Origin of the sequence: Dongia sp., assembly GCF_041910485.1 — a bacterium.
GTDB lineage: Bacteria > Pseudomonadota > Alphaproteobacteria > Dongiales > Dongiaceae > Dongia.
Map to the genome: position 1 here is coordinate 39343 of NZ_JAYRQR010000051.1, position 19563 is coordinate 58905.

15 protein-coding genes and 1 riboswitch are annotated in these 19563 nt (G+C 60.8%); of the genes, 9 read left to right on the forward strand and 6 right to left on the reverse strand.

Annotated elements, in window-relative coordinates:
* Positions 1 to 122 precede the first annotated feature (122 nt).
* Both ACE3PP_RS17450 and ACE3PP_RS17455 read right to left on the reverse strand, forming a co-directional pair.
* Positions 123 to 953 (reverse strand): division plane positioning ATPase MipZ, encoded by an 831-nt coding sequence (locus ACE3PP_RS17450; RefSeq protein WP_374384485.1) that lies wholly within the window; start codon positions 951 to 953, stop codon positions 123 to 125.
* A 4-nt stretch (positions 954 to 957) separates the two neighbouring features.
* Positions 958 to 3021 (reverse strand): molybdopterin oxidoreductase family protein, encoded by a 2064-nt coding sequence (locus ACE3PP_RS17455; RefSeq protein ID WP_374384486.1) that lies wholly within the window; start codon positions 3019 to 3021, stop codon positions 958 to 960.
* Between the two features lie 78 nt (positions 3022 to 3099).
* Between ACE3PP_RS17455 and ACE3PP_RS17460 the strand changes: the two genes are divergently transcribed.
* A complete protein-coding gene (locus tag ACE3PP_RS17460; protein WP_374384487.1) occupies positions 3100 to 3513 on the forward strand; it encodes a GFA family protein in 414 nt (137 codons plus the stop codon).
* Here ACE3PP_RS17460 and ACE3PP_RS17465 read toward each other — a convergent pair.
* The 4 genes from ACE3PP_RS17465 to ACE3PP_RS17480 are packed head-to-tail and all read right to left on the reverse strand — an operon-like array spanning position 3510 to position 7387.
* The gene (locus ACE3PP_RS17465) at positions 3510 to 4652 is read right to left on the reverse strand and encodes an aromatic ring-hydroxylating dioxygenase subunit alpha (protein WP_374384488.1); all 1143 of its coding nucleotides are present in this window, start codon (positions 4650 to 4652) and stop codon (positions 3510 to 3512) included. The two genes, ACE3PP_RS17460 and ACE3PP_RS17465, sit on opposite strands and share 4 nt — an antisense overlap.
* A 34-nt stretch (positions 4653 to 4686) precedes the next feature.
* Positions 4687 to 5379 carry a DUF1028 domain-containing protein gene (locus ACE3PP_RS17470; protein ID WP_374384490.1) on the reverse strand — a complete coding sequence of 231 codons (693 nt, stop codon included), beginning with the start codon at positions 5377 to 5379 and terminating at the stop codon, positions 4687 to 4689.
* Between the two features lie 12 nt (positions 5380 to 5391).
* A complete protein-coding gene (locus tag ACE3PP_RS17475; protein WP_374384491.1) occupies positions 5392 to 5916 on the reverse strand; it encodes a RidA family protein in 525 nt (174 codons plus the stop codon).
* Positions 5917 to 5920: 4 nt separating this feature from the next.
* The gene (locus ACE3PP_RS17480) at positions 5921 to 7387 is read right to left on the reverse strand and encodes a 4-hydroxyphenylacetate 3-hydroxylase family protein (protein WP_374384492.1); all 1467 of its coding nucleotides are present in this window, start codon (positions 7385 to 7387) and stop codon (positions 5921 to 5923) included.
* Positions 7388 to 7521: 134 nt separating this feature from the next.
* Here ACE3PP_RS17480 and ACE3PP_RS17485 point away from each other — a divergent pair, with 134 nt between their 5' ends.
* The 8 genes from ACE3PP_RS17485 to ACE3PP_RS17520 all read left to right on the forward strand — a co-directional run bounded on the left by ACE3PP_RS17485 (position 7522) and on the right by ACE3PP_RS17520 (position 19503).
* A complete protein-coding gene (locus tag ACE3PP_RS17485) occupies positions 7522 to 8427 on the forward strand; it encodes a LysR family transcriptional regulator (protein WP_374384493.1) in 906 nt (301 codons plus the stop codon).
* 369 nt (positions 8428 to 8796) lie between these two features.
* On the forward strand, positions 8797 to 10299 hold the full coding sequence (locus ACE3PP_RS17490) for an amino acid permease (RefSeq protein WP_374384494.1): 1503 nt from the start codon (positions 8797 to 8799) through the stop codon (positions 10297 to 10299).
* A 109-nt stretch (positions 10300 to 10408) separates the two neighbouring features.
* A riboswitch (glycine riboswitch) is annotated at positions 10409 to 10504 on the forward strand.
* Positions 10505 to 10739: 235 nt separating this feature from the next.
* The gene (locus ACE3PP_RS17495; RefSeq protein ID WP_374384495.1) at positions 10740 to 12113 is read left to right on the forward strand and encodes a glutamine synthetase family protein; all 1374 of its coding nucleotides are present in this window, start codon (positions 10740 to 10742) and stop codon (positions 12111 to 12113) included.
* 73 nt (positions 12114 to 12186) lie between these two features.
* On the forward strand, positions 12187 to 13578 hold the full coding sequence (locus ACE3PP_RS17500; RefSeq protein ID WP_374384496.1) for an aldehyde dehydrogenase family protein: 1392 nt from the start codon (positions 12187 to 12189) through the stop codon (positions 13576 to 13578).
* Positions 13579 to 13677: 99 nt separating this feature from the next.
* The gene (locus ACE3PP_RS17505) at positions 13678 to 15033 is read left to right on the forward strand and encodes an NAD(P)/FAD-dependent oxidoreductase (protein WP_374384497.1); all 1356 of its coding nucleotides are present in this window, start codon (positions 13678 to 13680) and stop codon (positions 15031 to 15033) included.
* Positions 15030 to 16247 (forward strand): NAD(P)/FAD-dependent oxidoreductase, encoded by a 1218-nt coding sequence (locus tag ACE3PP_RS17510; RefSeq protein WP_374384498.1) that lies wholly within the window; start codon positions 15030 to 15032, stop codon positions 16245 to 16247. The genes ACE3PP_RS17505 and ACE3PP_RS17510 overlap by 4 nt, the downstream gene beginning before the upstream one ends.
* Before the next feature lies 1 nt (position 16248).
* Positions 16249 to 17679: an FGGY family carbohydrate kinase gene (locus tag ACE3PP_RS17515; protein ID WP_374384499.1), complete on the forward strand. Its 1431-nt coding sequence runs from the start codon at positions 16249 to 16251 to the stop codon at positions 17677 to 17679.
* A gap of 63 nt (positions 17680 to 17742) precedes the next feature.
* On the forward strand, positions 17743 to 19503 hold the full coding sequence (locus ACE3PP_RS17520) for a von Willebrand factor type A domain-containing protein (protein ID WP_374384500.1): 1761 nt from the start codon (positions 17743 to 17745) through the stop codon (positions 19501 to 19503).
* The last annotated feature ends 60 nt before the right edge of the window (positions 19504 to 19563 follow it).

Below are 19563 nucleotides of genomic sequence, written 5' to 3' on the forward strand. Positions count from 1 at the left end.
GACTGGCACAAGCGGGGAGCGCCGAATAATCGCGGATATTTCCCCAACTTCACGGGACGAACACAAAAGAAAGCAATTCGTGCCCTTGTTGTGTGACATCGCCAAAAAGTGGCTCGTCGGTTTTAAACTGCGCCTGATTCCGCATCCACAGGCACAAGATTGAGCGCCTCAAGCAGTTCGCGGACTTCCTGGCGCGCCGCCACATGGGACATGCGCCACTGGACGCCGGCATCCTGGCGCGAGAGGTCGAGCAGGGTCAGGCCACGCGGGAAGAGTTCGCGGAAGATCACGCGCTCGGTAAAACCAGGCGCAATGCGAAAGCCGATACGCTTGGCCAGTTGTTCCAGAAGCTTGCCGATGTCGCGCTTGTTGCGCGCGTCCAGGCTGGAGAGGCGATTGCGCATGACGACCCAGTCGATCGGCTTGCCGCCCGCCATCGCCCGGCGCTTGCGCTGCTCCCAGACCGTTTCGGCATAGACGCTGGGGCGGCGGATGCTGGCGCCTTCATCCTCGATACGGCCGAACAGGTCGAGATCCAGGAAGCTGTCGTTCAACGGCGATATCAGCGTATCGGCGCGGATATGCGCTGCACGCGACAGGGCGCTGTCGCTGCCGGGTGTATCGATGACGATGAAGTCATTCTCCTTGAGCTGATCCAGGGCCGCGGCAAGGTTCGCCTCGTCCTCCAGCTTCGCCACTTCGCGGCTGTCGGCCTGACTTTGATTGATGGGAATATGGGTCGGCATCGGCAAGGGAGTGAGCATCCCTTCGGCCGTCTTGCGCCGGTTTTCGACGTAGCGCGAGAGCGAGCCCTGCCGCGCATCGAGATCGATCGAACCGACCTTCTTGCCGGCAGCGAGCAAGGCGACGATGAGATGCATCGCCGTGGTCGATTTGCCCGACCCGCCCTTTTCATTCCCCAGGACGATGATATGCGGACCGATCTTGGCCATCGCCCTAGGCTGCCTTGACCCAGACAGCGGTATCGTGGAACACGGCGCCACCATCCGGCTTGCCGGGTTCGTCGGATACCAAGGCATTGACGCCGAGCCCGCCGGGGAAGTCGGCATTGCCCCACAGGCTTTCGATCACCACCACGCCAGGCAGCAGCCCGTCGAAGAATTTGGCATGGAGATCGATCGATCCCAGCTTGTTGCCGACCGAGATGGCGCCGCCGTCGCTGACACCATAGCGCGCGCCGTCCTGCGGATGAATGAGAAGCGTCGGCCGCCCTTCCCGCACCCGCGATGTCGGCGTCGGCGTGAAGGTCGAGTTCAGAAACTGCCGGGCCGGCGCCGTCACCAGCCGCAGCGGATGCTGATCGGTCGGCGCATCGGTCAAGGGCGCATGATCCGGCATGGCCGGCAACCCCTCGACATCGTCGCCGATCGCCGACCAATCCGGCTTGAAGCGGAATTTCTTATCCGGATGACCGAAGCCGTTGAGGAAATGCCCCGTTTCAAAATCGACGGCACAATCTTCCCAATGGGCGTCATACATATCCTGCGCGGATTTGTGGCCCGAGATCTTGAGCGTCTCGTCGATGATCTCCCACGCGCTCATGGCGAAGCCGCGATGCCGGCAATCCAAGCGCTTAGCGAGTTCAGAAATCACGTAATGATTGGGCATCGCTTGCCCCAGCGGTTCAATCACCTTGCGCGTGACCTGCAGATGCGTATGACCACTTGCACGATAAATATCGTCATGTTCGAGGAAAGTCGTCGCCGGCAGCACGATGTCGGCCATCGCGGCGGTCTCGGTCATGAATTGCTCATGAACGGCAACAAAGAGATCGTCCCGCATGAAGCCCTGCCGGACCAAGGCGGAATTCGGGCAGACATTCATCGGATTGGTATTCTGAACAATCATCGCCGTCACCGGCGGGCCGTTGCCCAGGTCCCGTTTGTCGCCGGTCAGGATCGCGCCAAGCCGCGACTGATCGAGCTCGCGCACGGAGCGATCGGCCATGTCCAAGCCCTGAATGAGCGTGTTATCGATATGGTAGATCGTGCGGTTCGAATAGTGCGCGCCACCGCCCTTCTCTGCCCAAGCGCCGGTCACGGTCGGCAGGCAGCTGACGGCGTGGAGATTGACCGCACCGTTCCGGGTTCGGGAAAAACCGTAGCCGACGCGGATGAAGCTCTTCTTGTGGCGGCCATACAATCTGGCGAATTCGCGGATGGTTGCTGCCGGTATGCCCGTGATCGTTTCGGCCCATTCCGGCGACCGCGTCGCGACATGGCGCTCCAACTCATCCGGCGCATCGGCGTGGCGTGCCAGATAGTCGCGGTCGGCAAAACCTTCGACAAAGAGAACATGCATGACAGCGACGGCAAGCGCCCCATCCGTGCCAGGGCGCAACATGAGATGCAGGTCAGCCGCTTCCGCCGTACCGGTGCGATAGGGATCGACCACGACCAGCTTCGCCCCGCGCGACTTGCGGGCACGAACAACGTGAGTCATGACATTGACTTGTGTTGCGACCGGATTGCCGCCCCAGACGATGACGAGATCGCTGTCCGCGATTTCGCGGCTATCGACACCACGCATGGTGCCGACACCCGCGGCCCAGCCGGCATCGGACAGCGCGACGCAGATCGTGCTCTTCTGGCGCGAATACTTCTTCTCATGCGTCAGACGGAAGATGCCGTCGCGTTGCACCAGCCCCATCGTGCCGGCGTAATAGTAGGGAAAGACCGCTTCCGCGCCGTAGCGCTTCTCAGCTTCCTGAAACTTCGCCGCAATCTCGTCGAGAGCGTCGCTCCAAGTCATAGGCTGGTAGGCCGCCCGACCCACCCCCTTGTCGCCGACCCGGCGCAGGGGCTCGGTCAGCCGATCCGGGTGATGCTGCCGTTCCGCATAGCGTGCCACCTTGGCGCAAATGACGCCGGCTGTGTACGAGTTCTCCTTGGCACCGTGAATGCGCCCAATCTGGGTCGGGGAGAGTCGCTCGACCTCCAGGGCGCAAGTAGAAGGACAATCATGTGGACAAGCTGAATGTACGATGTCGAAAGGCGCCATTTTTCAATGCCATAGCCAATTTGTGGCTGGGTAGCCATAATCGGCCGCACTCTACCCTTAAGACGTGGGACCGGCAACGTGATCGACAAAAGCGCCAAAATCCTTAACGGATCCTGCCTGTGCGGAACCGTCCGCTACGAGGTGGCAGATGATTTCCGCTACGCCATGAACTGCCATTGCTCGCTATGTCGGCGGGCAACCGGCGCCGCTTTCAAGCCATTCGGCGGCATTGAGATTTCGCAGTTCAAAATCTCCTCTGGCGCCGCACAGCTGGTCCGGTATGGAGACGGAATCGATCACGACTTCCATTGCGGCAAATGCGGTTCGCTCATTTATTCTGTGGTCCGCGAAGCTGCCTATGCGCATGTGACCTATGGGACACTCATCGATGCACCGAGCCTCGCTCCCAGGGCACACATCTTCGTCGGATCAAAGGCGCCGTGGTTTACCATCACCGACGACCTGCCGCAGCATCTCGGTTTCCCGGACTAAGCCCCGCCATAGCGATTGAGCGCGTCGACCACCAGCCCGTGAAAGTGATGCACGGCATGCTCGCTTTTATCGGTACGACCTTCATCGACGATGAAGCGACCCTGGTTGTAGCCTTTGCTGTGCAGGCCACGCTGGACGCTTTCGACCAGCGCGATGTCTTCGGCCTGCAGCACTTCATCGATATAGCGGATGGCGTCTTCCTGTTCCGGTGTCGGCATATCCGACTCCATATAGAACTCGAACACATGCCGGGTCTTCTCCGGCCCGATCGGCACGTGGTGGAAGATGTTCACGTTGGGCGCGCCAGGAAAGACCTCAATCGAGAGATTCGGCCACAGCAGCCAGGAGCCGAATTTCTGTGCGCGTGCATCGCCACTGTATTGATAGGCCTTGCTCGCACGATGCGATGAACGCCCGCAATGGCTGGAATAGATATCGTGGCAGATCGAGCGGTAACTATCCATGTCCACGAGGTCGCAGAAGTCCGAATGCGCCACGTGGCAGTGATAGCATTCCAGGAAATTGTCGACCGAGTTCTTCCAATTGCCTTCGATGTCATAGGTCATGACCCGGGCGAGCACCAGATGGTCGATCTCTGGGCAATAGCCGCGGATTTCGGATTCGAGCGCACCGCTCTGCGTCTTCAGTGACGGCGCGTCGGGGTCCAAATTGACGAAGACGAAGTTCGCCATCGTCTCGACCCGGACCGGTTTCAGGCAGAATTCGTCCTTGTTGAAGTTCGGCAGATTCTCGCTGCCGCGCGCCGTGCGCAGGCGGCCATCCGCGTGATAGGTCCAGGCATGGTAGGGACAGGTCAGCACCTTGGCCTGGCCGCTGCCTTTCACCAGTTCATGCGCCCGGTGCTGGCAGACATTGTAGAAGGCACGCAGATTGTCGTCCTTGCCGCGGATGACCAGAATGTTCTGGTCCGCGACCTTGGCGGTGATATAGCAGCCCGGTTCCTTCAACGAACCGACATGGCCGACATAGCACCAGCTGTGGCCAAATATGGCCTCCTGCTCCCACGCGTAAACGGAAGGCTCAAAATAGTACCGCGCCGGCAGCGTGTAGGATTTTTGCGGGTCGGGATCAAAGCCTTCGATCGGGGTCTTACCCGTCAGTGCCGTCACGGTCGCCATCCTGCTGCCTCCGCGGTTCAAATGAGAGCCTGCCCTATTTGGTATCGTCTCCCGGATCTCCCGGCACGCCATAGGCTGGGGCCGCATCGGGATTGAGAGCGCGGGTGATATAGGCGTCCATCTGGGGCTGATAATCCTCCCAGAGCCGCTTCAGGCGCACGATCGGGTTGTCATCGCTCCAATCGACGCGGAGATCGACGAGCGGCCAGGTTTGCTCGTGAACGACGAGAAGGCCCGCTGAATGCACCGGGCCCATTTCACCACCGGCCACGATGCCGGCTTCAAGCCCCAGCAGCAGGCGGTCAGCAAGATGGCGCCCTTTCGATTGGACGAAAGCCCTGGCCATCGCGGCCGGCACGTCCGGGTTCTGCAGCAGATTGCCCGCAGCGACGCAATCCTCACCTTCCGCCACATTGTTGGTGCCGAGCGTCTTGGTCCCGGTCCAATGCGCGGTGCGGCCCTTGGCATCGATGATGGTTACTTGCCTGTGCTGCGAGGACGGCGCCTTGGCCATCAGGGCCTTCAACGCGTCCGGCGCGCTCAACCCTTGCGCCAGCAGATCGAGTCCCTGATTGCCAAGCCGTGGGTCGGTGACGTTCTGGGTAGCGACAGCCCCCACGCCGGCCCTGGCCCAGGGACAGCGTGAGGCAACCGCGATCGACGAGGTGGTGATCGCCACCCCGAACATGCCGGTGTCGGCGCAACGGCCGACGAGCGAGAAGGTCATCCGAGCCCTTTCTTACTTCTTGCGGGTCGCCCTCTTCTTCGCTGCCTTCTTGGCGCGATCCGCTTTGTCGGCGGTATCCTTCCACTGCAACGCGGCAGGCGGCTCCTGGATGTTCTTCATACGACTTTCCGGGATCACCGCATAGGCGTCGATTTCCATGACCCATTCCGGACGCGCCAAGCCCTGGACGACAAGGCCGGTCGAAACCGGGTAAACGCCTTTGAGGTGCTTGCCGACGACCCGATACACATCCTCGCGATAGCGCGGATCGGTGATGTAGATGACGATCTTGCAGATATCGGCAAGCTTGCCACCCTGTTCCTCGAGAAGTTGCTTTACATTGCGCATCGCCTGTTCGGATTGGGCCGCGGCGTCACCGACGCCGACCATCGATCCATCGAGCGCCTGGCCGACCTGGCCGCGCAGGAAGATGGTGTTGCCCGCCCGGACCGACATCGAGAGGTCGTTATCGAGGCTTTGCTCCGGATAGGTCTTCTTGGTGTTGAACTTGCGCAAGCGAACGTGGCTGTAGGTCATTGTCTTACTTCTTCTTCCATTGATCCATGACGCGGTCCGACAAGCCAGCGCAATCCTTGACATAGGAAAGGGCGTTGGACATGTCGAAATTCATATAGATGTGATTGAGATGTGCAAAGGGCGGTGACTGGGCGAAGAGCTCGAACGTCACCATATGACCGGCGCGGTCGGAATTGAGCAGATCGCGCGCGAAGGCCAGCAGCTTGCGGCGGTCCTCAGCCTGCCAGAATTCATTGACTGAATAGTATTTCTGCATCCAATCCTTGATTTCCGGATTGTCGAAGGTCGCCTTATCCGGCGTCACGCAGATCTGACCACCGCACAGTTCCCGCGCCAGATGCATCATGGCCGGCAGCTGATTGATCGCAGCATAGCGCCCGGTGAAGAGCAGCGAAGAATTGGGCATCAGCAATCCGCCCGGACTCTTCTCCGCCATGGTGATGGAAGCGATAAGATGGGCGTTGATGGCCTCGCGGTACTGCATCAACAGCGCAAGCTTCTCACGCACGGCCTGCTGGGCATCGAGACCGGTCTGCTTGGCATTGAACGCCGCGGCACCCAGCATCAGGTCGGCGATATAGAGCAATCTCAGAGTAAAGGGATAGGCGCTGTACCGGTGCAGCGTGCCACGAATGAAGGCTGCCGCCTTGGTGTGCCGATAGAACAGCACATTCTCCCACGGGATGAGCACATCGTCGAACACGAGCAAGGTGTCGACCTCGTCCGCGCGATTCGAGAGCGGATAATCGTCGGCCGAAGCGCGACCGGTGAATCCGGTTCGGCAGATATGCTTCAAGCCCGGCGAACCCATATCGCAGATGAAACCCAGCGCGTAGTCGCTGAGCTTGTCGTCGCCCCAATTGGCGATAGTGGGTTTGACGAAAGCCTGGTTGGCATAAGCTGCTGCGGTTTCATACTTGGCACCGCGCACGATGATGCCCTTGTCGGTCTCCTTCACCAGATGCAGCAGCATGTCCGGATCCTGATCCTGCGGCCGCTTTGAACGATCGCCCTTGGGATCGGTATTGGCCGAAACATGGAAGGTGTCCGAATTGAGGACGTGCTGAATGTGATGCTCGATGTTCTTCGAGAATTGCGGATCGACTTCGTTGAGGATGTCGCGGCCGTCATAGAGCGACCACATCTCGCCCACGGTCTCGTCGCCGACGCGCACGGCATAGCCCCTGATATCGCGCATGACGGCGTCAATGGCGCGGCGCTTGGCGTGCCAGTCTTCCTGGGTGTGCGGCAGCTTGTAGCCGATGCAGTTTTCCTGGCCCGTCTTGCCGTCGCGATAGGACATGACCGATTTGGTCTTTTCCTCATGCGCCATGTCGTAGATACGGGCGCGCACATCGACGATCGGTTTGAAGGCCGGATGGGTCGTTACATCTTTTACCCGTTCGCCGTTGATCCAGACCTGCCGCCCGTCTTTGAGGCTATCCCGGTACTGGTTCCCTGTTCGCAGCATTGATGGCCTCTCCCTGCCGGACTGTCTGACGCCTTGGGATGCGTTCAATTCGCAACGTTACTGCCTGTGATCTTGCCTGCCGGGCGCGGCAATGAGAAAATCTTTTTATCATTCGAATTGTATCGGATTTGCCAATGCCGTTTACTCTGAAGCAATTGCGCTATTTCGTGGCAACCGCCGAGACGGGCTCGGTTACGCTGGCTGCCCAGCGGGTCAACATCTCGCAACCGTCCGTATCGGCAGCGATCGCCGAGCTCGAGTCCCGCTTCGGCGTCGACCTTTTCGTGCGCCACCATGCCCAGGGCCTCAGCCTCACTGCCGCCGGCCGCGAACTGCTGACCGACGCCAAGAGCCTGCTGGAGCATGCCGAGGATGTGCGCCTGGGCGCGATGGGGCTGGGCCAGGACGTCGCGGGCGAACTTCACATCGGCTGCTTCCAGACCGTCGCCCCCCTTGTTCTACCGCGTCTGATCGGCGCCCTTGCCAACAGCCATCCGGAGATCAGCGTGAAGCTGCACGAACATCACGTGCAGGGCGTCCTCGACGGATTACGGGCAGGCGAGTTCGAGTTCGCCCTGACCTACGATCTCGGCCTCGACGACGATTTGGAGTTTGATACCCTGACCGAGGTTCCGCTTCACTGCATCCTCGCGAAGAACCATCCGCTCGCCAAGCAGAAGGCCGTGGCCATTGCCGACCTCATCCACTATCCGATGGTCTTGCTCGGCCTGCCGCATAGTCGCGACTATTTTCTCTCGATCATCTATGGGCTTGGATTGCAGCCCCGGGTCGCCCATGAAACGCCGAGCTTTGAAATGGTGCGTGGACTGGTGGCTCATTCGGATGCATTTTCGATCATGCATTCGCGTCCTTTGAGCGAACTGACACTCGATGGGCGGCGCCTCGTCTTCCTTCCCATCAAGGAAAAACTGCGACCGACGCGCCTCGGCATCGCGCGCCTCAAGAAGCTGCGGCCCACGCGCCGTGCCCTCGCCTTTACCGAACTGTGCCGCGCCCATTTCCAGGGTGAACGTGGTTAATGGAATTCCGGGAATCGAAATTTCCCCGACTTACGCTTGGGTAGCAGCGCTAGTGGTCGGCGGGGTCTGAAACGCTGCAAGTTGCGCATCCGGTCAATTTCGCAGATGCAAAACGCGTATCCCATCACATTGAATCATCTCAAAAAGTTAACGCCGTCTTTACTTTTTCTTTATGCGGCGCATACTTCGCCGCATCCGATTGGCGGGAAATCGACCATCTGAGTCGAAAGAGGCCCCATCCATCCGGAGGGGGTCGGGTCTGTGCAGAGCCAACGGCGGGGAATTGCCGCTGCGCAGGACCGCAAACTGAGGGGGTTATAAATGTCTGTGCCTAGTCATCACGACGAGGACGTAAAAGTCCTCCACTCCATGGGTTATTCCCAGGAGCTGTCCCGCCGCATGGGCGGGTTCCAGAACTTCGCAATTTCGTTCTCCATCATCTGCATTCTCGCTGGCGGCATCGGCGCCTACACGGTGGCGTTCAGCGCCGGCGGCGGTGGCTCGATCGGTATTGGCTGGATCGTTGGCTCGGTCTTTGCCTTGCTCGTCGCAGCAGCAATGGGCCAGATCGCTTCCGCCTATCCAACGGCGGGTGGTCTCTATCACTGGGGTTCGATCCTCGGTGGCAAGGGCTGGGGCTGGGCCACAGCGTGGCTCAATCTCTTAGGCCTGCTTTTCGTCGTCGCTTCTGTGAACTACGGTGTCTATCTGCTGGCGCGCGACCTCATTCTGGTCGGTGTGCTCGGGATGGATCCCAACAGTTTCACTGGGACGCATCTGATCATCGCCGTGGCGTTGATCACCGCGACCCAAGCGATCCTCAACTATGTCGGCATCAAGGCGACGACGCTGCTGACGGACTTTTCTGGCTACCTCATCATGGCGGTCTCGTTCGTGCTGATCATCGGCCTCATCGTCGCCTCGCCGGTAGAACTCGACTTCTCGCGTCTGGTCACCTTCACCAACAACACAGGTGATGTCGGTGGCGGGACCTGGCCGCAGACCGGCAGCCTGTTCTTCGCCTTCATCCTGGGCCTGCTGCACGTCTGCTACACCATCACTGGCTTCGACGCTTCTGCTCACACTTCAGAAGAAACCCGCGATGCTCAGCGTGCGGTGCCGCGCGGCATGATCTCGGCCGTGTTCTGGTCAGCTCTGTTTGGCTGGCTCCTCGTCGCCGCGGTCCTGCTCGCCATGCCGGATACGACCGAAGGCGCCGCCAAGGGTTGGTCTGTGTTCTTCTACGTGCTTGACAGCAGTCTGATGCCGAAGGCACTCAAGGACCTGCTGGCAATCGGCATTGTGCTCGCCAACTATCTCTGCGCTCTCGCCGGCATGACATCGCTTTCGCGCATGATCTATGCCTTCGCGCGCGATGGTGGTATTCCGGGCGCATCGAAGTTCTTGCGCCAGGTCAGCCCGAAGTATCGCACACCGGGTGCCGCCATCTTGGTCGGCGCCATCCTGTGCTTCATTTTGGGCTGGGTTGCCGGCAGTGATGCCAACGCCTACATCATCCTCGCTTCGGGTTGCGCGGTGTTCCTCTACGTCTCCTACATCATGCCGATCGGCGCGGGTGTCCTCGCCGAAGGCAAGACCTGGACGAAGAAAGGCCCGTTCAATCTGGGTGTCTGGTCGAAACCCGTGGGCGTGCTCGCCGTGATCGGCGGCGCTGTCCTCGCTTTTGTCGGCTTCCAGCCCCCCTACCAGCTGGTCGGCTATTTCCTGGCCGGTGCTATCGCAGTGCTGATCGTCGTCTGGTTTGCCTTCGAGAAGAGCCGGTTCCCCGGCCCGCCGCTCACAGAGGCGGACGTCAAGGCCCGTCAGGCCGAGATCGCGAAGGAAGAAGCGGCAATTGGTGGCGCCGGCTGATTCCACAGCAAATCAACAAACGGAATGGGGAGGCAGTGCAAACTGCCTCCCTTTTTCCTTTTTCGGCTTGACGTTTCAACGGGGCAATCACACACTCCGCGCGCACAATCCTCCGACCTAGGGAGAGATCGACACCGCAATGGATGTCGGCGCCGAAGGAGCAACCGCCCCCGGAAACTCTCAGGCAAAAGGACCAGGTCGGAATCACCATCTCTGGAAAGCGGGCGCCGGACGTCGTCGCCTCACCGACGGAGTAAACTGGTTCTCCACCAGTGAATCTCTCAGGTCACAAGGACAGAGGGGGGCTGACCGGCGATGGAAACGGCCGGGCGCTGGAACCCGACGTCGGGGGAGCCGCACTCTAAATCCAACTCGCGATTGCCGCGCCATTTGCCGCGGCCTAAATTCCAATTCATTCGACAACAGGGGGTATTGAAAAAATGCCGTTGAAACCGGAACAAGTGAAAACCATTGCCCAGGCCAAGAAGATCGTGGAAGAGCGCGGCCTGACGCATATCAAAGTCGGCGTGTTCGATGGCGACGCCATCCTGCGCGGCAAGTACATGTCGAAGGCGAAGTTCTTCTCGGCCCTCGAAGGCGGCTTCGGCTTCTGCGACGTGGTGCTTGGCTGGGACAATCAGGACCAGCTGATCGACGGCCTCAACTATACCGGCTGGCACACGGCCTATCCTGACGCCTGGGCGCGCATCATCCCCGAGACCTGCCGCGACCTGCCGATGGAAGATAACGGCCTCTTCTTCATTGCTGAATTCGTCAACAAGGCCGAAGAGATCTGCCCTCGCGGTACGCTGCGCCGTGTCCTCAATCGGGCCGCAAAGCTGGGCTACGACGTCTATTCGGCGCTCGAGTTCGAATTCTTCATGTTCGACGAGACGCCCGAGAGCATCCGCGAGAAGAACTACAAGAATCTGACGCCGATGACTCCGGGCTGGTTCGGCTATTCGGTCATTCGCAATTCGGTCTGGTCGGAGCTCTACCAGGACATCCTCGACACCTGCGAAAAAATGCGCATGCCGATCGAAGGTCTGCACACCGAAACCGGTCCCGGCGTCTTGGAAGCAGCGCTCACCGTCGACAAGGCGCTTGAAGCTGCCGACCGCGCTGCTCTTTTCAAGACCTTCATGAAGGTCTTGGCGCAGCGTCGCGGCCTCCTTGCCACCTTCATGGCGAAATGGTCGAACTCCTATCCCGGCCAGTCGGGCCACATCCACATTTCCTTGAAGGGCAAGGACGGCAAGACCGTCTTCCACGACCCGAAGAAGGAACACAACATCTCGGACAAGATGCGCTGGTTCATCGGCGGTCAGCAGGCCTTGATGCCGGAACTTCTCGGCATGGTCTCGCCGACGGTCAACTCCTACTCGCGTCTCATCCCCGGCTTCTGGGCACCGACCAACGCGACCTGGGGCGTTGAAAACCGCACCTGTGCACTGCGCGTCATCCCGGGTTCGGAAAAGTCGCAGCGGGTCGAATATCGAATTGCCGCCGCCGACTGCAACCCGTACCTCGCCCTGGCTGCCGCGATCGGCTCGGGCCTCTACGGTATCGAGAACAAGATCGAGCCGCTGCCGGCAATCGTCGGCAATTCCTACGAGATGAAGCACCCGGCGAAGCTCGACCTGCCGCAGACCCTGTGGGAAGCCGCCCAACGCCTGCGCAAGTCGAAGGCCGCCCGTGATCTCTTCGGCGACGCCTTTGTCGAGCATCATGCTGGCACCCGCGAACATGAGGAGCGCGAGTTCCGCAAGCACATCACTGATTGGGAACTTTCCCGCTATTTCGAAATCATCTGACCTTCGTTTCCGCGCCCGTCTCCTTCCGGAGGCGGGCGCTTTCTATTGCTGACGCATACCCCTCGAGGACATCATGGCCGCTACCCAGAAAACCATCTCGCCGGTCGACAATTCCGTCTATGTCGAACGCCCCTACGCCACCCCGGCGGAAATCAGCGCCACGCTAGCAACCGCCGCCAAGGCGCAGAAGGAATGGCGCAAGGTGTCGATCGCCGAGCGCGCCAAGATCATGAACCGTTTCGTTGACGAGTTCCTGAAGGACAAGGACAAGCACGCCACCGATATCACCCGCCAGATGGGCCGCCCGATCTCGCAGAGCCCCGGCGAAATGCGCGGCTTCGAAGAGCGCGCCCGCTTCATGATCAATCTGGCGCCGGAGGCCCTCGCCGATGTCTCCTTCACCGACAAGCCCGGTTTCACCCGCGTGCTGCATCGGGAGCCACTGGGCGTCGTCTTCATCGTGGCGCCGTGGAACTATCCCTATCTTACCTCGGTCAATGGCGTCGTTCCGGCCCTGATGGCTGGCAATGCCGTGATCCTCAAGCACTCGGCCCAGACGCCCATCTGCGCCGAAGATTTCCAGAAGGCACTCGACGCCGCGGGCCTGCCCAAGGGTGTTTTCCAGACCCTCGTCCTCACCCATGACGACACGGCGAAGGTCATCGCCGCCCCCGAGATCGCCTATTGCAACTTCACCGGCTCGGTTGCCGGCGGCCACGCCGTCCAGCAGGCGGCTGTGGGCAAGTTCATGGGCCTCGGCCTGGAACTGGGCGGTAAGGACCCGGCCTATGTCCGCGCCGATGCCAACCTCGCCCACGCGGTCGAGAATCTGGTCGACGGCGCCATGTTCAATTCGGGCCAATGCTGCTGCGCCATCGAACGCATCTATGTGCATGAAAGCCTCTACGACAAGTTCGTCGAGGGCTTCGTGGATCTCACCAAGGGCTACAAACTCGGCAACCCGCTCGACACGGCGACGAATCTCGGGCCGATGGTGCGAACCTCGGCCGCCGAATTCGTTCGCGGCCAGATCGCCGACGCCGTGAAGCATGGCGCCAAGGCACTCATCGATACCAAGTCCTTCGCGGCCGATAAGCCAGGCACCCCCTACCTCGCCCCGCAGGTCCTCGTGAATGTCGATCATTCCATGTCGGTAATGGCGGAGGAGAGCTTCGGCCCGGTCATCGGCATCATGAAGGTGAAGAATGACGATGAGGCCGTGAAGCTGATGAACGACAGCAAGTACGGCCTCACCGCGGCCCTCTGGACCATGGACGAGAAGGCGGCGCGCCAGATCGGCAATGAGATCGAGACCGGCACGGTCTATATGAACCGCTGCGACTATCTCGACCCGGCGCTGGCCTGGGTCGGCGTCAAGGATTCGGGCCGCGGCGCCACCTTGTCCCGCGTGGGCTATGAGATGCTCACCCGGCCGAAATCCTTCCACTTCCGCACCCAGCTTTAAGGACCCACAAAACGACGTCCAAATCACGCGCCGCCCCCTCGCGGCGCGTGATTTTTTTTCCTAGTCGTGGCAAACTGCCCCGCGACAGGGGACGAAAATTTGACCGAAACCAATCATGCCCAGGTGGTGATCATTGGCGGCGGGGTGGTGGGTTGCGCCATCTTCCGCAGGCTTGCTATGGGCGGCGCCCGCCCAGTCCTGTTGGAAGCCGGACGCGACATCCTCTCCGGCGCTTCCAAGGGCAACAGTGCCCTCCTCCATACCGGCTTCGACGCCCCGCACAATTCGCTCGAGCTGTCCTGCATGCAGAACGGCTACCGGGAATACCTGGCGATCCGCGAAAAGCTCAATCTGCCGCTGGTCCGCTCTGGCGCCATCGTCGTTGCCTGGAACGAGGAAGAGCTCGCCAAGCTCGACGGGATAGTCGCCAAGGCGCACGAGAATAAAGTGGCGGACGTCCAGCGCATCGACCGCGACCAATTGCGCCGCCAGGAGCCGCTGCTGTCGCCCAAGGCCGTGGGCGGCGTCCATGTCCCTGGCGAGCACATCATCGATCCTTGGTCGGCACCGCTTGCTTATGTGCGGCAGGGCATCGCCCATGGCGGCATCGTCCTGCGCAACTGCCGGGTGTCCGGCGGGCATTTCGACGGCGTCTGGCATCTGGAAACCTCGCAGGGCGAGGTGACAGCCGATTGCGTGATCAACGCGGCCGGCAATTACGGCGACATTGTCGAGGCGATCAACCGCCCCGCTCCCTTCAAGGTGACCCCACGCAAAGGGCAGTTCGTCGTCTTTGACAAACCTGCAGCCCGGCTGTTGAAGGCCATCATCCTGCCGGTCCCGACCGAGCGGACCAAGGGCATCGTCATTTGCCGCACTGCCTTCGGCAACGTCCTGGTGGGACCAACCGCCGAGGATCAGGAAGATCGGGCAAAAGCCAGCATCGACGAAGCCACCCTTCGGCAGTTGGTCGCGCGCGGTATCGAAATGCTGCCGGGTCTTGCCAATGTCGACGTCAACGCCGTTTATGCCGGCCTCCGACCGGCGACCGAATTCAAGGATTATCAGATCACGGCGCAACCGGACCGACGCTGGATCACTGTTGCCGGCATACGTTCAACGGGGCTGACCGGCGCCCTTGGCATCGCCCAGCACGTCAGCAGTCTTTACAATACCAGCTACCGCCGCCTGACGGAGGCCGAACCGATCTGGACGCCCGTGCCAAATCTCTGCGAGGAGAATGCGCGCCCCTATCAGGACGCGCTCGGCGCCGACATCGTCTGCCATTGCGAATTGGTCACGCGGCGTGAAATTGCCAATGCGCTCGACGGCGATTTTCCGGCGGGCGATATCGGCGGCCTCAAGCGACGGACCCGCGCCATGATGGGGCGGTGCCAGGGCTTCTATTGCAGCGCGCACGTTGCGGCGATGGCCGAAGGAAAGTTCGCGCCATGAAGACGCATGAGGTCGTCATCATCGGCGCTGGTCCCGCCGGCCTTTCCGCTGCCGCCGAACTGAAGCGGCTGGGTCATCGCGACATCGTCATCATTGATCGCGAAGCCCAGGGCGGCGGCATTCCCCGCCATTGCGGTCATAGCGGCTATGGCCTGCTGCAATATGGCCGACTGATGAGCGGCCCTGATTTCGCCAAGAATCTGGTTGACGACGTCGCCGACCTTGACCTGCGCCTTGGCCATACCGTTCTGAAGCTGGAACCCAATGGCCGCGTTCAGGTGACGGGCCCGAACGGTCCCGTGAATTTCCAGGCGCAGAAAGTCCTGCTGGCAATGGGTGCGCGCGAAACACCGCGCAGCGCGCGCCTCGTCTCCGGAACAAGGCCCTGGGGCGTCATGAACACGGGCGCCCTGCAGCAATTCGCCTATCTCTACAACAAGGCCCCCTTCCAGAATCCGGTCGTCATCGGCACCGAACTGGTTGCCTTTTCGACGCTTCTGACGCTCGGTCATGTTGGCGTGAAAGTGGCCGCCATGCTGGAAGAGCGCGACCGCATCACCGCATGGCGTCCCGGTGATTGGATCGCACGCATCGGCTTCGGCGTCCCCGTCATCACAGGATGCGCCGATCTCGCCATTATCGGCCAGGACCGGGTCGAAGGCATTTCATTCAAGCGCGGCGAAAAAGAACGAACTCTTTCATGTGACGGCATCATCTTCACGGGCCGCTTCCGGCCAGAAACGGCGCTGCTGACGCAAAGCCACCTGGAAATCGATCCCGGGACACGCGGCCCGATCATCGATCAGCACTACCGCTGCTCCGATCCCGTCTACTTCGCCGCGGGCAATTTGCTACGGGGCATCGAGACGGCGGGGCAATGTTTCCGCGAAGGCCGCTCAGTTGCACGGATCATTCATCGCGCCTTGACCGGCCATTTGCCACAGCCATTGGTGCCAATCCGGCTCGAAGCGGCCGGCAATCTCAGCTATGTGTATCCGCAGCGTCTGACCGGGCGGGGGCCCTATGATCCGCTTCTCTTCAAGGCGCGGGCGCGCGTCGCCACCAAGGGCCGGCTCCGTGTACTCGCCGACGGACGCGAAATCTGGTCGCGGCCGATCAACGTCCTGCCCGAGCGGCGCATCGCTTGGCGCGTCCCAGCGATCGACCTGACCGGCATCCATCAATTGACCATCGACCTCTCGCCACACGACTGACATGACCGATTTCGTTCTCGCCATCGATCAAGGCACCACCGGAACCAAACTGCATCGCCTTTATGCGGATGGGCTGTTTCAGACGCTCGATGGATTTGAACATCGGCAGATCCTGCCCCAGGCCGGTTGGGTTGAGCATGACCCTGAGGAGCTTATCACCCATCTCAATGCCTGTGTCGGCAGTACCGGCAAGGCCCGTGCGCTCGGCATCGCCAACCAGGGCGAAACGGTGGTGGCCTGGGATGCGCAGACCAAGCGCGCCATCTACAATGCGATCGTCTGGCAGGATGCACGCACCAACGAAGCCATCGCCTCGCTTAAGGAAGGTGGTCACGAAGAGACGACCCTGGCGCGCGCCGGTCTGCCGCTCGACCCCTATTTCTCAGCCAGCAAGCTGCGCTGGCTCATCGATAATGTCGACGAAGCGAAGTTGTTGCTCAAGCAGGGACGTTTGCGGCTCGGCACCAGCGATGCCTTCTTCCTGGACCGGCTCGCCGGAACTTTCGCAACCGATGTCACGACAGCATCGCGCACCAGCCTCATGAACCTTGAGACCCTGACCTGGGACCCGATCCTGTGTGACCTGTTCGGTGTGCCAATTGAATGCCTGCCGGAAATCAGATCGACGGCCGACGCGTTCGGTGAGGTTGGCGGGATCGCCATCACGGCCAACCTCGTCGACCAGCAGGCGGCTTTGTTTGGCCACGGCTGCCGCAAGGCGGGTGATGCGAAGATCACCTTCGGTACCGGCGCATTCGCCCTCTGCGTTGTCGGCGATAAACCGCTCCGCGATGTCGCCAGTGGATTGCTGCCGACCATAGCCTGGCGGCTCGGCAAATCTCCGCCCGCCTATGCACTCGACGGCGGCGTCTATAACGCTGCGTCGGCGGTCAACTGGGCGCGGAACCTGGGATTGTTCTCGGATTACGCCGACATTGACGATTTCTCTGCCGAAAGTGCGATCGCCCGGGATATTGCCTTCGTACCGGCCCTGAGCGGCCTCGGCTGCCCCTATTGGGACCGATCCGCTGCCGGCATGTGGCTGGGCCTCGGCCTCGACACCAGCAAGGCCGATATGATGCAGGCGCTGCTGGAAGGCATCGCCCTGCGTGCCGGTGAGGTCATCGACGCCATGTCGCGCCTGGCCCCGATCGGCGGCCGCATTTCCATCGACGGCGGCCTCGCCAAGAATGCCTATTTTGATCGCTTCGTGGCCGACGTTCTCAACCGCGAAGTGGCGGTCCCCGCCAGCACGGAACTAACGGGCCTGGGAACGGCGCAATTGGCGCTCATCGGCGCCGGCCTCGCCACAATCGAGACCCTGCCGCCGCCGCCCGCGCCCAAGGCCCAACTGCGCCCCGCCGGCAACGTCACCGACGCCCAGCGGATGAAGTACCGGACGGCCGTCTCCCGCAGCCGCAACTGGCGCTGACCACAATCCGCCTCGGCACGACCCCAACTTCGCCACAATCCGGTCCCGCTTTCGCCTATCTGAATGCTGATCCTCGTCGCCCAGGGGACAATCAGCAATAGAGGCGCCATCATGCGCAGGCAAATTCTCTTCACGCACATTCTGCTGTCATCGGCATTGATCCTCAATGCATGCGGTGCGGAGAACAGTCAGACAGCCGATTTGCAGGCGGCAGCCAAGGTGAAAGCCGCAGCGGAATCAGCTTCAAGCGATGCGGCTGACCTGGCGTCGAGCGATGTGACCGCCCCGACCGAGATGCGCAAAGTCGAGCCCGTACCGACACCTGGAATCACTGCCCAGGCGGTGCCCGGGCAGACCGAGAACTTCACTGCCAGCATCTATCCAGCGCAGCCCCAGAACAACGAAAAATACGCCCACGCTGACGACAACCCAGTGAAACGCGTTGCCGAGACACCTGTCTCCACTTTCTCCATCGATGTGGATACGGGCTCTTATGCGAACATTCGGCGCTTCCTGATGAATGGGCAGAAGCCACCGGCCGATGCCGTGCGTGTCGAGGAGATGCTGAATTACTTCAGCTACGACTACAAACCACCGCGCGATTCCTCCATCCCCTTCCGGGCCGATGCGGATGTGATGCCGACGCCTTGGAATCCCGACACCAAGCTGCTCCGCATCGCCATCAAAGGGTATCAACCACCGCTCGATCATCGACCCGCTGCCAATCTTGTCTTTCTCATCGACGTGTCAGGCTCGATGCAGGATCCGGACAAGCTGCCGCTGCTCAAGGCTGGCATGAAGATGCTGGTAGATCGACTGAATGCAGAGGACAAAGTCACCATCGTTACCTACGCCGGCAACGCCGGACTTGTTCTGCCACCTACCGCAGGTGATGAAAAAGAGGCCATTCATGCCGCCATCGACGGACTGGAGGCCGGTGGCAGCACCGCCGGTGGAGAAGGCATCGCGCTTGCCTATGCCAAGGCACGTGCAGCGAAGATCGATGGTGGGATCAACCGTATCCTGCTGGCCACCGATGGCGATTTCAATGTCGGCGTCACCGATATAGACGCGCTCAAATCGATGATCGAGGAGAACCGAAAATCAGGCATCGCACTCTCAACGCTCGGCTTTGGCGAAGGCAATTACAACGATGCGCTGATGGAACAGATCGCCGATGTCGGCAACGGCAATTACGGCTACATCGATTCACTCAACGAGGCGAAGCGTCAACTGGTCGACGGACTGCAGGCCAATTTGATGACCATCGCCAAGGACGTGAAGATCCAGATTGAGTTCAATCCGGCCATCGTCGCCGAGTATCGACTGATCGGCTACGAAAACCGCGCCCTTGCGCGCGAGGATTTCAACAACGACAAGAAAGATGCCGGCGAGATCGGCGCCGGCCATACCGTGACCGCGCTCTACGAAATTTCGCTTGTCGGATCGAAAGGTCAGACTGTCGACCCCTTGCGCTATCAGGACGATGGCAATGCGTCCACCGGCGTGAGAACTGATGAATTCGCCCTGCTGCGCTTGCGCTACAAGGAGCCAGAGGGTGACGTTTCCAAGCTCATCGAGACACCACTCCGGACCGTATGGCTGGACGGGGATAGAGAACCCGACGCCGACGATAATTTTGCCGCCGCCGTTGCAGCTTTTGGGCAGTATCTGAGAGGCGGCGACCGGCTCGGTCAATATGATCTCGGCCAGATTGCAAGTCTCGCTCGGGCCGGCCGCGGTGAAGATGCACGCGGCGAACGTGCCGAGTTCATCAATTTGGTTGAACTGACGGACGCACTGGCCCCGTCACAAAACAAGTAGACAACAATGCCGGCGATCGGTTCAGCTATGCATTGACTTCGTCGAGACCGAGCAAGGCGG